17 protein-coding genes are annotated in these 13453 nt (G+C 63.8%); 9 read left to right on the forward strand and 8 right to left on the reverse strand.

Annotated elements, in window-relative coordinates:
- Positions 1–199 precede the first annotated feature (199 nt).
- The 3 genes from AC5RU3_RS00250 to AC5RU3_RS00260 all read right to left on the reverse strand — a co-directional run bounded on the left by AC5RU3_RS00250 (position 200) and on the right by AC5RU3_RS00260 (position 2839).
- Positions 200–1114, reverse strand: coding sequence for a diacylglycerol/lipid kinase family protein (locus AC5RU3_RS00250; RefSeq protein ID WP_493964572.1), 915 nt, complete (start codon positions 1112–1114; stop codon positions 200–202).
- Positions 1115–1185: 71 nt separating this feature from the next.
- Complete coding sequence (gene ybaK, locus AC5RU3_RS00255) at positions 1186–1677, reverse strand: Cys-tRNA(Pro) deacylase (RefSeq protein WP_493964573.1); 492 nt, start codon at positions 1675–1677, stop codon at positions 1186–1188.
- A gap of 1 nt (position 1678) precedes the next feature.
- Positions 1679–2839: a GGDEF domain-containing protein gene (locus AC5RU3_RS00260; protein ID WP_493964574.1), complete on the reverse strand. Its 1161-nt coding sequence runs from the start codon at positions 2837–2839 to the stop codon at positions 1679–1681.
- Positions 2840–2957: 118 nt separating this feature from the next.
- On the opposite strand from AC5RU3_RS00260, the gene AC5RU3_RS00265 reads away from it, so the two are divergent.
- Positions 2958–4265 (forward strand): cation:proton antiporter, encoded by a 1308-nt coding sequence (locus AC5RU3_RS00265; RefSeq protein ID WP_493964575.1) that lies wholly within the window; start codon positions 2958–2960, stop codon positions 4263–4265.
- Complete coding sequence (locus AC5RU3_RS00270) at positions 4258–4983, forward strand: YqjF family protein (protein ID WP_493964576.1); 726 nt, start codon at positions 4258–4260, stop codon at positions 4981–4983. The genes AC5RU3_RS00265 and AC5RU3_RS00270 overlap by 8 nt, the downstream gene beginning before the upstream one ends.
- 4 nt (positions 4984–4987) lie before the next feature.
- Here AC5RU3_RS00270 and AC5RU3_RS00275 read toward each other — a convergent pair whose 3' ends face one another.
- Complete coding sequence (locus tag AC5RU3_RS00275) at positions 4988–5266, reverse strand: acylphosphatase (protein WP_493964577.1); 279 nt, start codon at positions 5264–5266, stop codon at positions 4988–4990.
- Positions 5263–5958 carry an SDR family oxidoreductase gene (locus tag AC5RU3_RS00280; protein ID WP_493964578.1) on the reverse strand — a complete coding sequence of 232 codons (696 nt, stop codon included), beginning with the start codon at positions 5956–5958 and terminating at the stop codon, positions 5263–5265. The genes AC5RU3_RS00275 and AC5RU3_RS00280 overlap by 4 nt, the downstream gene beginning before the upstream one ends.
- A gap of 89 nt (positions 5959–6047) precedes the next feature.
- Here AC5RU3_RS00280 and AC5RU3_RS00285 point away from each other — a divergent pair, with 89 nt between their 5' ends.
- From AC5RU3_RS00285 to AC5RU3_RS00295, 3 genes are all read left to right on the forward strand, one after another.
- On the forward strand, positions 6048–7019 hold the full coding sequence (locus AC5RU3_RS00285) for an aldo/keto reductase (protein WP_493964579.1): 972 nt from the start codon (positions 6048–6050) through the stop codon (positions 7017–7019).
- Positions 6970–8037 (forward strand): SDR family oxidoreductase, encoded by a 1068-nt coding sequence (locus tag AC5RU3_RS00290; protein WP_493964580.1) that lies wholly within the window; start codon positions 6970–6972, stop codon positions 8035–8037. Before AC5RU3_RS00285 ends, AC5RU3_RS00290 begins: the two co-directional genes overlap by 50 nt.
- A 67-nt stretch (positions 8038–8104) precedes the next feature.
- Positions 8105–9301 (forward strand): TerC family protein, encoded by a 1197-nt coding sequence (locus tag AC5RU3_RS00295; protein WP_493964581.1) that lies wholly within the window; start codon positions 8105–8107, stop codon positions 9299–9301.
- 95 nt (positions 9302–9396) lie between these two features.
- On the opposite strand, the gene AC5RU3_RS00300 is transcribed toward AC5RU3_RS00295, so the two are convergent.
- Entirely contained in the window at positions 9397–9645 is a 249-nt protein-coding gene (locus AC5RU3_RS00300) for a hypothetical protein (RefSeq protein WP_493964582.1), read from the reverse strand.
- Positions 9646–9808: 163 nt separating this feature from the next.
- Between AC5RU3_RS00300 and AC5RU3_RS00305 the strand changes: the two genes are divergently transcribed.
- The 4 genes from AC5RU3_RS00305 to AC5RU3_RS00320 all read left to right on the forward strand — a co-directional run bounded on the left by AC5RU3_RS00305 (position 9809) and on the right by AC5RU3_RS00320 (position 12860).
- A complete protein-coding gene (locus AC5RU3_RS00305) occupies positions 9809–10795 on the forward strand; it encodes an ATP-grasp domain-containing protein (protein WP_493964583.1) in 987 nt (328 codons plus the stop codon).
- Positions 10796–10862: 67 nt separating this feature from the next.
- Positions 10863–11291 carry a ChaB family protein gene (locus AC5RU3_RS00310; protein ID WP_493964584.1) on the forward strand — a complete coding sequence of 143 codons (429 nt, stop codon included), beginning with the start codon at positions 10863–10865 and terminating at the stop codon, positions 11289–11291.
- A 111-nt stretch (positions 11292–11402) separates the two neighbouring features.
- Complete coding sequence (locus AC5RU3_RS00315; RefSeq protein WP_493964585.1) at positions 11403–12461, forward strand: iron-siderophore ABC transporter substrate-binding protein; 1059 nt, start codon at positions 11403–11405, stop codon at positions 12459–12461.
- Positions 12462–12554: 93 nt separating this feature from the next.
- Positions 12555–12860 carry a PRC-barrel domain-containing protein gene (locus tag AC5RU3_RS00320; RefSeq protein WP_309071986.1) on the forward strand — a complete coding sequence of 102 codons (306 nt, stop codon included), beginning with the start codon at positions 12555–12557 and terminating at the stop codon, positions 12858–12860.
- A gap of 89 nt (positions 12861–12949) precedes the next feature.
- On the opposite strand, the gene AC5RU3_RS00325 is transcribed toward AC5RU3_RS00320, so the two are convergent.
- Both AC5RU3_RS00325 and AC5RU3_RS00330 read right to left on the reverse strand, forming a co-directional pair.
- The gene (locus tag AC5RU3_RS00325; protein WP_309071985.1) at positions 12950–13183 is read right to left on the reverse strand and encodes a DUF6480 family protein; all 234 of its coding nucleotides are present in this window, start codon (positions 13181–13183) and stop codon (positions 12950–12952) included.
- 2 nt (positions 13184–13185) lie between these two features.
- Positions 13186–13443, reverse strand: a complete 258-nt coding sequence (locus tag AC5RU3_RS00330; RefSeq protein ID WP_309071984.1) for a hypothetical protein — start codon at positions 13441–13443, stop codon at positions 13186–13188.
- Positions 13444–13453: the final 10 nt, after the last annotated feature.

A 13453-nucleotide genomic window follows, 5' to 3' on the forward strand; every position in this document is an offset into this window, starting at 1 on the left:
GTCCGTTCCGACCGACCCTCCGGGAAGGAATCTGAACATCTAGCCTTCGCTAGGTGCCCTCGAAAGGGCCCATTGTTGCTGGCGGCTGACAATCAGCCTACTGGGCTGTTTGCCATGTAAGAAGAGTGCTCCCTCTCTCTTGTGGAAACCTTGAGTGAATTCGAAGGTCCCCGTGGCAATCCCTTGCGAACCGTGATATCTACTGCGGTGCAATGACCTGCCAGGCATCGCACTGCACTTCCCACCGGCGCTCCGTGAAGGGGCCCCACAGCTCGCCGTCATTGCTCACGCGGAATCCGTTCCCGTCCACGGCTGTGACCTCCACAGTCTGGCCCCGCCCGACCCGCACATCGCTCCGCCGCGCGTGGTCCCCGTTCTTCAGGCCCAGCGCGTACCCTACCCGGGCGGCTCTTCCCACCGACTCCCACAGCACGACGTCGACGAACCCGTCGTGCGGATTGGCGTCGGGAATGAGCCGCGCACCCCCGCCGACTGTGCCTCCAAGCCCAAGCGCGGCCATCAGCAGAGGGCGGGAGCCGTCGTGCAACAGCTCTCCGTCGACCCGCACGCTGAGGTTCAGACCCGGCGAGCTGATTCCTGCTGCGATCGCGCCGAGCGGGTAGCCCAGCTTCCCTGCTTTGATCTTCGAAAGTTTCTTCTTCACTTCGGCACCCTTGTATGAGGCATCGGCGCCGATACCCATGTGCACCGCGTTGACGGCAACCTTGTCCCCGCTGAGCAGCAGCTCCATCGTTCGGGCAGGGCCGGACATCACGCATTCGGCAGCCTGCAGCGGGTGTAGGGGAATCTTCAACGACCGTGCAAGGTCGTTCCCGGTGCCGACTGGAATGATTCCGATAGGTCCCACTGCGTCGAGCGTGGCGGACTGATGCAGGCACTCGATCGCCGCGTGAACCGACCCGTCGCCTCCAAGCAGGACCAACTGTCTGCCGTTGAGGCTCCCCAGTGCGGAGCTCAGCTCGTCGAGGTTCTCCGTACGCGCAAGCTCAAAAGCGCTGCCCTGCCGGGAGGATGCCGATGACAGGAAGGACGCTACAGCGTCGACACTGCGCCGGTACGCTGTTCCGGCGGAAGAATTGACAACCGCCAGCATGCCGTGACAATGCACAGGTGCTCTTTTTCGCTGGAAGGGGTGGGACAACTGGCACCACAATAGCCGGTCGGTCAATCCGAGGCGAGCGCCGCCGTCGTACCGTCCGTTGCGCGAAGGAGATCAGCCGGCGCAAGCTCTATCTCGAGACCCCTGCGGCCGCCCGACACCAGGATTGCGTCGAAGGGCAACGCGGATTCGTCCAGCACCAGCGGGCTGGGGTGCCTCTGGCCGAGCGGTGAAATGCCGCCGATGACGTACCCGGTGCGCCGCTCCGCCGCGGCCCGGTCCGCCATGGCCGCGCGCTTGCTGCCGCAGGCTGCACCCATCGCTTTCAGGTTCAGCGTGCGGTTCACGGGCACGACGGCGACTGCCAACTGGGTGCCGACGTCCACCATGAGTGTTTTGAACACCTGTGCCGGATCTACCGCAAGCTTCTCGGCGGCTTCCGTCCCGTAGTGCTCCGCGGACGGATCGTGGATGTAGGAGAGCGTGCGGTAGGGGACCCCGAGCTTACTCAGGAGCACCGTCGCGGGAGTTCCGGCGGAGGCAACGCGCCGTCCCATTTCAGTCCCCGCCGCCGGAAGAACCCTGAACCGCCCGGTTGCGGCCCAGGGATTTTGCCTCATACAGGGCAGCATCGGCGGTGGCGAGGATCGTTCCCAGATCCTTTGAGCTGCCGTCGATAGCGGCGATCCCGTAGCTGACCGTCGGCGGCTTAAATCCCTCGGAAAAGCTCGCCAGTGCGAACCGAGCACTCACCTGACCGACGATCCCCTCCGCCCGGTTGGAGTCCGCTCCGGAGAGCAGGATGACGAACTCCTCGCCTCCGTGCCTGCCCACCAGGTCGGTGGACCGGACCGTGCCGACGCATGCATCGGCGAAGGCCTGGAGGACCACGTCTCCGGCGGCGTGCCCATAGGTGTCGTTCACGGTCTTGAAGTGGTCAAGGTCGGCCAGCACCAGCGCGCCCGGGGTCCTGCTGTCCCGGATGCGCTTCAGTTCATTCACCGCCAGGTCATGGAACCCGGGACGGTTCAGGAGGCCGGTGAGGTCATCCCGGGTGGCACGCAGGTGGAGGTCCTGGGTGACCTGTTCATTACTGAGCGCCGCCATGCTGAACGACACAACCACCAGAAGGACCAGCGTGATCAGTGTGGTGATGGCCGAGTCGAAGTAGGCAACGAAAGTGGGTCCGTCCGGCCCCTCAACGATGAAGACTATCCAGCGGCATAGATAGAAGGCTGCGAGGAGGCCGGAGGCGAGCGCAAGGGATTGCCTCACCCGGCTGTAGGACCGCTTCACTGCCCATAGTTCCGCGGAAGCCAGCGCAAGAAACAGGCACATGAACGCCAGGAAGACCGGTCCCCCTGACCAGTCATTGGTTGCCGGATTGTCCAGCACGGAAACAACCAGCGTTACAGCGGGTCCAGCGAGTATCTGCCACGGTTCCGGTCCCTCGGTTCGCAGTGTCCTGGCTCCAGCCCACACACTGGCCGCTCCGAGCACCAGCAGGGCATTGCCGGAGGGGTTGGCCCACTGCTGGTGAACCGTGCCATCGAGCAGGTATGCGGCGGCACCCGCGAGAAACAGCAGGAGAGCAACGCACCACCACGCGCTGTACACCGAACGGGTTCGCTGGAAGGTGACGAAGTAGAAAAGCCCCAGCAGGGTGACAGCCACCACGCCGAAGGCAACACGAAGCGTGGTCGTGTCCAGGAATTCCATTTATGCCCCCGCTGCGTCGAGATCGGGACCAGTATCCCATCCCGGGGTGACAGCCGCTACGAAGTTCCCCCCACACGAGTATCTTTAGGCAAGACCACACGGCGAGAGGGAACCTCCCATGCTCAAACTCTTCGAGGGACCCAGCATCATCTACACCGTTCTGGGCGCCGTCGTCTTCGCCGCCGCGCTCCTGCCCCGGCTGCTGAGGCGGGCCCCGATCTCCATGCCTCTTGTCTTTCTCGCAGCCGGAGTCGTGGCGTTCTCACTGATCGAATACCTGCCCACGCCCGACCCGGTCAAGTACGAGGTTGCCACAACCCACCTCACCGAAGTCTGCGTCATCATCTCGCTCATGGGTGCAGGCCTTGCGCTTGACCGTCCCGTCGGCTGGCGCTCGTGGTCTACCACGTGGCGCCTGCTCGGGATCGTGATGCCGCTCTGCATCCTGGTCTTCACGCTGATGGGATTCGCTTTCCTTGGCCTGGGACTGGCCAGCGCGATCCTGGTGGCCGCGGCATTGGCCCCTACAGACCCCGTGCTTGCCTCGGAAGTGCAGGTCGGTGAACCGGCCGACGGTGAGGAGGGCTTCGATCGCGAGGATGAGGTCCGCTTCGGGCTGACCAGCGAGGCGGGGCTCAACGACGGACTGGCCTTCCCGTTCGTCTATCTGGCGATCACCATGAGCCTTCTGGGCACGGCACCGGAAGCGTGGCTGCCCCAGTGGCTCGCGGTGGACGTGCTGTGGCGGATCGGGTTCGGTGTGCTCCTCGGATTCGGAACGGGCAAGCTTCTGGGACGCCTCTTCTTCTCCTCGCGGGCAGAGTCTTTCCGCCTGTCGAACCACTCCGAGGGCTTCGTTGCGCTTGCAGCTACGTTCCTTGCCTATGGCGTTACCGAGACTCTCGAAGGCTACGGGTTCATTGCGGTGTTCGTCTGCGCCGTCACCATCCGTGGGGCAGAACGCGACCACGGCTACCACCGCGTGCTGCACAGCTACGTGGAGCAACTCGAGCGGCTGCTCTCCGTGGTCATCCTCGTACTGCTGGGCGGGGCGATCGCGCGCGGACTCCTGGACACCATCGGCTGGACCGATGTGCTCCTTGCGCTGGCTTTCCTGATCATCGTGCGTCCGCTGGCCGGCTTCCTCGGTCTGCTCGGCGGCGAGACGGGCATGCGCGAGAAGGTGGCGCTCGCCTTCTTCGGCGTCCGGGGAATCGGCTCGCTCTACTATCTCGGCTACGGGCTCTCGAACGGCGAGTTCGACGCCGAAGCCAACGAGGTCTGGGGCTTCGTCGGCCTGGTGGTCGCATTGTCAGTGGTGCTCCACGGAGTGACGGCAACTCCGGTGATGATGGCCCTCGACCGGGTCCGGAAACGCAAGGTCGAGACCGAGGGCGAGGGCGACGTGCCCAAAACCCATGTCTGACCCGAGTCCGGCCCCCGACCGGTGGCCGGCGCCTCCTCCGCTGGGCAGTCCCGCCATCATGGACCAGTTCTGGGGCGACGCGGTCTTCCTGCACTGGCGTATAGCGACGGCCGACGCGGCCCGCTTCATGCCGGAAGGGACTGTCCCGGACGAGTACGACGGCGACTCCTGGGTAGGCCTCATCGGTTTCCGCATGCGCGGAGCGGGTGTGGGGCGTGGACTGCCGGTACCTTACTTCGGCTCATTCACTGAGGTGAACGTCCGGCTGTACTCCCGCGACCGGACCGGTGTCCGCGGCGTCGTCTTCCTTACCCTGGACGCGTCACGGCTCGCCGTGGTGCTGGCCGCCCGCGCCGCGGGGATCCCTTACGTCTGGTCCCGTTGCGGCGCGTGGCAAGGGACGGAAGAGACGGGGTATTCGGTGAAGAGATTCGGCGGGGCAACGTCCTCCTTCTCAGTGCTTCCCACCGGCAACATCGCCGCCGATCCGCTGTCCGTCCACGTCACTGCTCGCTTCGGGCTGCACTCACGCCTTGCCGGGCGGACGATCTATATTCCGAACACCCACGCTCCCTGGCCCTTGCAGACGGCGGTTCTCGACTCCTGTCAGGACGGGCTGGTTCACGCAGCGGGCCTCGACGTGGCGGGCCCGCCGGAATCGGTGCTGTACTCGCCCGGCGTGCAGACCCAATTCGGGGTGCCGCACACAGTGGCGTGAGCCGCTAGTCGGTGACGAAGCCGGTCAAATCAGTGGCGCCGTCGTCGTGCAGGTCCGCATCCACGTTCTCAACCCGGCCGGGAGTGTCTCCCGAATGCAGCCAGATCAGGAGTTGGTCGACGGACGACGACGGCCCGGCTGCGACGACGAGGACAGAACCGTCGGACCGGTTGGTGGCCGAACCGACGAGCCCGAGCTGCTCCGCCTGCTGCCGAGTCCGATAACGGAATCCCACGCCCTGAACCTCACCCGTCACGGTGGCCACGAGGCGGACGGTGCTCATGACATCCCCGAGGGACGGATGTTGAGCGCTTCGACGGTTGAATCGCGGGACGCATCGACTGCCAGCCGGACGGCCTTCGCCACCTGCGCGGGCTGGATCCAGGATCCGGGGGAATACTCCTTGCCCTCGTAGTCGTGCAGCTCCGCCTGCATGTCCGTTGCCACTCGCCCCGGATGAATCGAGCTCACGCGCACGCCGTTGGCGCGTTCCTCCTCCCGGAGCGCGTCGGTGAGCGCCCGCAGCGCGAACTTGGTTCCGCTGTAGACCGCCGAACCCGCGCCCGAGTTGTACCCGGAACCCGAGTTGATGGCGATCACCTGGCCGCCTGCTGCCCGGAGTGCGGGCAGCAATAGCCTGGTCAGCTTCGCGACAGCGAACACGTTGATCTCGAAGCTCTCCCGCCAGGCGTCGTCGTCAAGCTCCGCGATGGTGCCCATCCGCAGCACCCCCGCCGAGTGGACCAGCACGTCCAGCGTGTCTATTCCCTCGACCGACGACGCTGTTGCCTCCCGCACATCCAGTGCGAACGGCTCCGCAGACGGGTACGACGACGCCAGTTCCTTCAGCGCCGCACCGTCCCGTCCGCCGAGCAACAGATGGTGGGTCGGCGCGAGTTCGTCGGCGATGGCACGGCCGATGCCACGGGAGGCGCCCGTGATCAGCGCCACCGGCAGGGAAGTGGGAGAAGTCATGTCCAGAATCCTAGGGCCACTAGCGCCCGGGAGCAGGACTTGGCAGGATGGAAAACGTATTCCCTGCCCATCTGAGGAGAACTTCGCTGATGCAGTACACCCACCTTGGCCGCTCCGGTCTTTCCGTTTCCCGACTGTGCCTCGGCACGATGAACTTCGGACCCAAGACCGAGGAAGCCGACGCGCACTCCATCATGGACGCGGCGCATGCTTCCGGGATCAACTTCTTTGATACTGCGAATGTGTACGGGTGGGGGACAAACAAGGGCCGCACCGAAGCGATCGTCGGCCGCTGGTTCGCGAAGGGCGGCGGGCGCCGCGAGAAGACGGTGCTGGCCACCAAGCTCTACGGCGACATGGACGAGTGGCCCAACAACGGCAAGCTGTCCGCACTGAATATCCGCCGCGCCCTCGACGCCAGCCTGAAGCGTCTTCAGACCGACTACATCGACCTGTACCAGTTCCACCATGTTGACCGGAACACACCGTGGGACGAGATCTGGCAGGCCATCGAGGTGGCGGTCCAGCAGGGCAAAATCCTGTACTCGGGCAGCAGCAATTTCGCCGGCTGGCACATTGCGCAGGCCCAGGCGGCCGCGGCCCGCCGCAATTACACCGGGCTCATCAGCGAGCAATCCATCTACAACCTGTTGACGCGCACTGTGGAACTTGAAGTTCTCCCGGCTGCCCAGGAGTACGGGCTCGGCATCATCCCGTGGTCACCGCTTCACGGAGGCCTGCTGAGCGGCGTCCTCAAGAAGGAGAACGAGGGCGTCCGCCGCCTTGAGGGCAGGGCCGCGGACACCCTCGACAAGCACCGCGACCAGATCCAGCGCTACGAGGACCTGGCTGAGTCCCTCGGCCACCCGCCGGCAGACCTCGGCCTGGCCTGGCTCCTCGCGCAGCCGGCCGTGACCGCACCGATCATCGGACCGCGCACCCAGGAACAGCTCGACGGCGGCCTCCGTGCCCTGGAGATAAAGCTCGACGACGACACCCTGTCCGCGCTTGATGAAATTTTCCCCGGTCACAAGACTGCACCCGAGGATTACGCGTGGTGAGCGTCCTGTGAAGGTCCTGTGCATCGGTGGGACAGGAGTAATCAGCACCGCCGTGGTAGATCTGGCGCTCGCCCACGGCTACTCGGTCACCATCCTCAACCGGGGGAGCACCACCGAACGTCCGCCGGCGGCGCGGGCGGAAGTTGTGCAGGCGGATATCCGGAAGCCGGACGACGTCCGCGCCGCGCTGGGCAACCGCATGTTCGACGTCGTCGTCGACTTTGTCGCTTTCACTCCTGATCACGTGGCAGCGGATATCGAACTGTTTGCCGGACGAACCGGACAGTACGTCTTCATCAGCTCCGCCTCGGCCTACCAGAAACCACCGGCGTCACTGCCGATCCGAGAGTCCACTCCGCTGCGGAACCCCTACTGGCAGTACTCGCGTGACAAGATCGCATGCGAAGACCTGCTGGTGGGCGCGTATCGGGAGCAGGGCTTCCCCATCACCATCGTCCGTCCTTCCCACACATACGATCACACCAAGATCGCCATCACCGGAGGGTGGACGGACATCGCGCGCATGCGGGCCGGCCGGCCGGTGCTGGTCCACGGGGACGGGACGTCCCTGTGGACCCTCACGCACAGCACCGACTTCGCGAAGGCTTTCGTCGGCTTGCTCGGATTGCCCCAGGCGATCGGAGACAGTTTCACGATCACCTCCGACGAGTTCCTGCCATGGAACCGCATCTACCAGATCTTCGCCGAGGCCGCGGGGGCCCCTGAACCTGAGCTTGTCCACGTGGCCTCCCAGACGATCGCGGCTCACCTGCCTGACCTCGGGCCGCAGCTGGTGGGGGACAAGTCGCACTCCGTGATCTTCGACAACTCGAAGGTGAAGGCGTTGGTGCCCGGCTTTGTCTGCACCACACCGTTCGCCCTTGGGGCACGGGAGATCCTCGCCTGGTATGACGCCGATCCCAACCGGCAGCAGGTCGACTCCGAACTGGATGCAGGGTTCGACAGAATCATCGACGCTGCACGGTCGCAGATTGCCGGGGTTTCTACCGGTAGCTGAACCAGTTGCAGGTGCGCTGAACGTCAAACTACGGTGAATAGGCAGCCCACTCACAAGGAGATCCCGCATGGAAGTGCCCACAGTCGTCTGGATAGCCACGATCGTCGGCATTGTGGGGCTGCTTCTTTTCGATTTCTTTTTCCACGTCCGGAAGGCACACACACCGTCCCTGAAGGAGGCCGCGGTGTGGTCCTCCATCTACGTGGGAATCGCGGTGCTGTTCGGCATCGGGGTGCTTGTCTTTGGCGGCGGCGACATGGGGGCGGAGTACTTCGCGGGCTACGTCACGGAAAAGGCTCTGTCGGTGGACAATCTCTTCGTCTTCCTGATCATCATGAGCACCTTCAAGGTTCCACGGGCAGACCAGCAGAAGGTGCTCCTGTTCGGCATTGTGTTCTCACTGATTGCGCGAACCGGCTTCATTTTCCTCGGCGCCGCGTTGATCAACTCTTTCGCCTGGGTGTTCTACATCTTCGGTTTAATTCTGCTGCTCACGGCCGGAAATCTCCTCAAGCCCGACGGGCACGATGAGGACAGGGAACCGATCGTGGTCCGCCTTGCCAAGCGGTTCCTCCCCGCGACAGAGCACTACGACGGCGACAAACTGTTCACGATGGAGAACGGCAAGAAGGTGCTGACTCCAATGCTGCTGGTCATGGTGGCCATCGGGGGTACGGACATCCTGTTCGCCCTCGACTCCATCCCGGCAATCTTCGGGCTCACCCAGAACGTGTTCATTGTCTTCACAGCGACAGCGTTCTCGCTGATGGGGCTGCGCCAGCTCTACTTCCTCATCGACGGTCTGCTCGACCGCCTCATCTACCTTTCCTATGGGCTGGCGGCCATCCTCGGGTTCATCGGAGTCAAGCTGATCCTGCACGCCCTGCATGAGAACAATGTGCCGTTCATCAACAACGGCGAACACGTCGAGGTCGTGGAGATTTCGACCGGCCTGTCGCTGAGCGTGATCCTCGGGGTCCTGATTGTCACGGTGCTCGCATCGCTGCTGAGTCCCAAGGGCAAGGCGAAGAACCTCATCTCCGGCGCCCGCCGTCACGCCACGTACTACCTGGACCTCAATTACGAGACCGACATCAACGAGCGTGAGCGCATCTTCGACAGGATGTGCGCCGAGGAGCAGATGCTCCGGAAGCAGCCCGAGAAATACAAGCGGTTCATCCGGAATGAAACCGAGTTCATGGCTCTCCTCAGGCAGGCACACGAGGAACACGAAGCCGCGCTGGAACGCGAGCCCACCCGCTAGGCTGCGGCTGCACACACTCCACAACGACGGCGGTGGGTTCCCTTCACCAGGAAGGGAACCCACCGCCGTCGTTCATTCGCGGCCTGAGGCGTCGATTATGCGGCGAGGCGGCCCCCCTGAACAGCCACCCGGATCTGCCAGATGGCGTACTCATCTGCGTGGATGATGGCGCGGCGGCCATCGACGTCGTCGCGTATCCACACGACGCCGATTCCGGGAGCGGTCTCTTCGACACGTCCGCGGTAGTGGAGCTCGTTCCGGAGATGGGCTTCGACGGTGTCTCCCCGGCGCAGCGTGCCGAGGTCGCGGATTCGGATGATTTCGGTGGAGGTGAGCAGAGACATTGCGGCTCCTTGATGAGGATGGAACCGGCTTTCCCGCCGGTGATACAAGCGTCCCGCCATCGTGTTGCAGGATGGTTTCCGGGGCGTTATTTCGGCGGGTACAGCTCATTGCCTGCATCGGCATTCCCGGAATAGTGCCCCCATCCGAGCGGTTGCACCCAACATGACTACTTCGGAAACCACAAAGATCTATGCCCTGCACGAGAATCCGGAATGGTTTCCGCCCTTTGCCCGGGCATTTGAGCAGGAGGGCCTGGAGTTCGAGGAGTGGCTCCTGACCGATGGGGTCCTCGACCTGGATTCGACCCCGCCGGAAGGTATCTTCTGGTCCAGGATCAGCGCGTCGGCACACACCCGGGAACACGGACTCTCCAAGGAGTACGCCCGTTCGGTCCTGTCCTGGCTGGAGGCTCATGGCCGCCGGACAATCAACGGGCGGCGAGTCCTTGAGCTTGAGATGAGCAAGGTGGACCAACTGACCGCGTTGAAGGCGGCCGGCATCGACACACCCCGTACGGTTGCCGCCGTCGGGCGGGAGCACATTCTCGAAGCAGCAAAGAGTTTCCCCACCCCGTTCATCACCAAGCACAATCAGGGCGGTAAGGGTCTCGGCGTCCGCAAGTTCGAAAGTCACAACGAACTGGCCGACTACGTGAGCTCGGACGAGTTCGAGGAACCGCAGGACGGCATCACGCTCATCCAGGAGTTCATTCAGGCAGCCGAGCCGATCATCACGCGCGTGGAAATCGTCGGCGGCGAGTTCATTTACGCGATCCAGGCGGACACCGCGCGCGGCGGCTTCCAACTCTGCCCGGCGGATTCCTGCGCCATCGATCCGAACACCGGCAAGCCGATCATGCCTCCCGGTGCCACGATCGAACCCGAGGAAGGTCAGCAGCTGTTCAGCCTGCGCCGCGGTTTCGACCACCCGATCATCGCGAAGTACCTGGACTTCGCCCGGCGGAACAGCATCGAGGTGTGCGGGATCGAGTTCATGGAGTCAGTTGATGGGCGCGTACTCACGTATGACGTCAACACGAACACGAACTACAACGCTCTGGTGGAAGCCGAAGCGCCACGTTCCGCGCCGGGCGCGCTCGCGAAATATCTCGGGGCTGTTGCAGCGAACCCGGCGCCGTCGTACGTGTAGCGGCGCTGCAGCTGCAGCGGTAGCCTCGAAAATGGAAGCCCTACCCCACACGGAAGGAGCAGAGGCGATGCCGAAGGTAACGAAGTCCGGGAAGGTCAAGACCGACGACCTGCCAAGCACCCTGCAGCGCTCGGACAAAAAGGCGCAGGAAACGTTCGCGAAGACCCTCGATTCCGCTGAGGAACAGTACGGGGACGGTGAGCGCGCACACCGGACCGCCTACAGCGCTCTGAAACACACGCATGAGAAGGTGGGCGACCACTGGGAGCAGAAGGACCATAAAGGCCCATCCGACGACCAGGCGAAAGGCGGACGGGGAAGCGGCAAGCCGACTGCGGGCGGCGTGGACGCGAACGCCAGCAAGGAGCACCTGTATGACGTCGCCAAAAAGCTGGATGTTCCCGGCCGATCCACCATGAATAAGCAGGGCCTGGTGGACGCAATCCAGAAAGCGAACGACAGGGAGAGCCGGAAAGCCCGCAAATCCGGGAGCTGAACCTATTACGCAACACAAACATTTCGTAATGGGTTAGAGCATAGGTTAGCCTTACTTTCGTATCCATCCAGACGGTCCGTTCATCGCCGTCACGAAAGTCAAGGAGCCCCCATGGCCCCCACACGCCTGCGCGGACTTGTCGCCGCGGCAGCGGTTGCGGTTCTGTCCCTCTCAGCTTGTTCTACGGGCCCGGCCGGAGGCGGTTCGGAAGCAGCCGGTGCGAACGAAGCCGGCTCCGCCGAGGCGTTCCCCGTCACCATCGAGCACGCTTTCGGTGAGACTGTTCTCGAGGAGAAGCCCGAGCGCGTCGCGACCGTCTCCTGGGTCAACGCCGATGTTGCGCTCGCGCTCGGCGTAGTGCCCGTAGGTATGCCGCTGGATGAGTACGGTGGAAACGAGCAGGGCTCCACGCCGTGGAAGGACGCGAAGCTTGAGGAGCTGGGGGCCGCCATCGGTTCAGACAACGCGCCGGCCCAGTACTCCGAGGCTGACGGGATAGCCTTCGACGAGATTGCTGCAACCAACCCGGACGTTATCCTCGCTGCTTATTCCGGCCTCACCGAGGAGGAGTACAACACCCTCAGCGAGATCGCGCCGGTGGTGGCCTACCCCGAGGTGGCCTACGGTACTGCCTGGCAGGAATCCACCGCGCTGGTCGGTGAGGCGCTCGGCCTGACCGCAGAGGCGGAGCAGCTTGTCGCTGATACCGAGGACAAGATCACCGAAGCTGCCGCTGAGTACCCGGCGATCGAAGGAAAGTCCTTCATCTTCGGCAACCTCGAGCCCGCCAACGCCGAGGGCGTGAACGTCTACACGGCAAGCGACAACCGGCCGCGCTTCCTCACCCAGATCGGCATGGAGCTTGCTGACGTTGTCACCGAGAACACCAAGGGCGAGGAATTCTTCTTCCCCTGGTCCGCTGAGCGCGCCGATGAACTCGAGTCTGATGTATTCGTCACCTGGGTGCCGGACGACGCCACCAAAGAAGCCATCGGTGAAGATCCGCTCCTGAGCCAGATTCCCGCCGTCAAGTCCGGAGCCCTCGTTGCCGACGCCGACAACACCCTGACGCTCTCAATCTCCGCAGCCAGCCCGCTCTCCCTGGTCTGGGCGCTGGACAAGTGGCTCCCCATGCTGAACGAGGCGGCCGAAAAGGTCGACGCAGCGTAACCAGCCGGGGAGATCGACGGGCGTCGCCGTTGCCTTTGGTGGCGTGATGCACTGGAATGGTAAGGGCACTTGTTATCGACGCTCGGAGGCATCATGGAGAACCTGGAACTGGAACAACTGCAGGCCGCCACGGCATGGGACGTCAACGGGGAGAAGCTCGGAAACGTCACGCAGGTGCACCTTGACGGTGCAACTCGCCAACCCGCCTGGATCACGGTGGGGCTCGGGCTGCTGAATACGAGGGAAAACTTCGTTCCGCTCGCAGGGTCCCGGTTGGACGGTGACAACCTCTACGTTGCGGTATCGAAAGACACCATCAAGGACGCGCCGGATTTCACTGTGGAGGAAGGCCTCTCAGCCGACCAGGAAGCAACTCTCCGCGACTACTACCGCAACTAAGCGCACGCCCGATTGGGCAGACTGTGAGCGCACACAGTAAAGCGGCCGTCCCCCACGGGTCACGGCCGCTTTACTGTGTCCCTGGTGGCCTAGGTGAAAAGCCCGACGATGTACCCGACGAAGTACAGCAGGCCCAGCAGCACGAAGATGCCGATCAGTACCAGCCAGATTCGCGACGCGGCCTTGCCCGGCGCCCCTTCCTCGTGGCCCTGAGGTCCGGCCGTACTGGCCTCGCCGGGAGGTGTCTCACCCGGGGGGACGCCGCCGCCGGGTTCCAGCCCCGTAACCTTGTCCTGATCCGGATCGGGATTTGGCGCGCTCATATCTACTCCTGCTCAGCCGGTTCGGCGGACTTCGACGCCCGAGGCGTCCATGACATCGTGATATTTGCGCCGTGCTCCGTCTCGGCGACGAAGAGGTGGAGGTCCTCACCATAGAGGTTCTCGTTTTCGACGACGTCCCCCGCTTCGTGTGCCAGATCGACGAGGCGGCTGATCGCTACGGCCATTGCCCGACCCCAGTCATGCGGGTGCTTGCTGTCTGATTCCTCGGTAACTGAAAACTTCTTCTCTGCGCTGCCCATGGCTACTCCT

The organism is Arthrobacter sp. MDB1-55 (assembly GCF_059092925.1).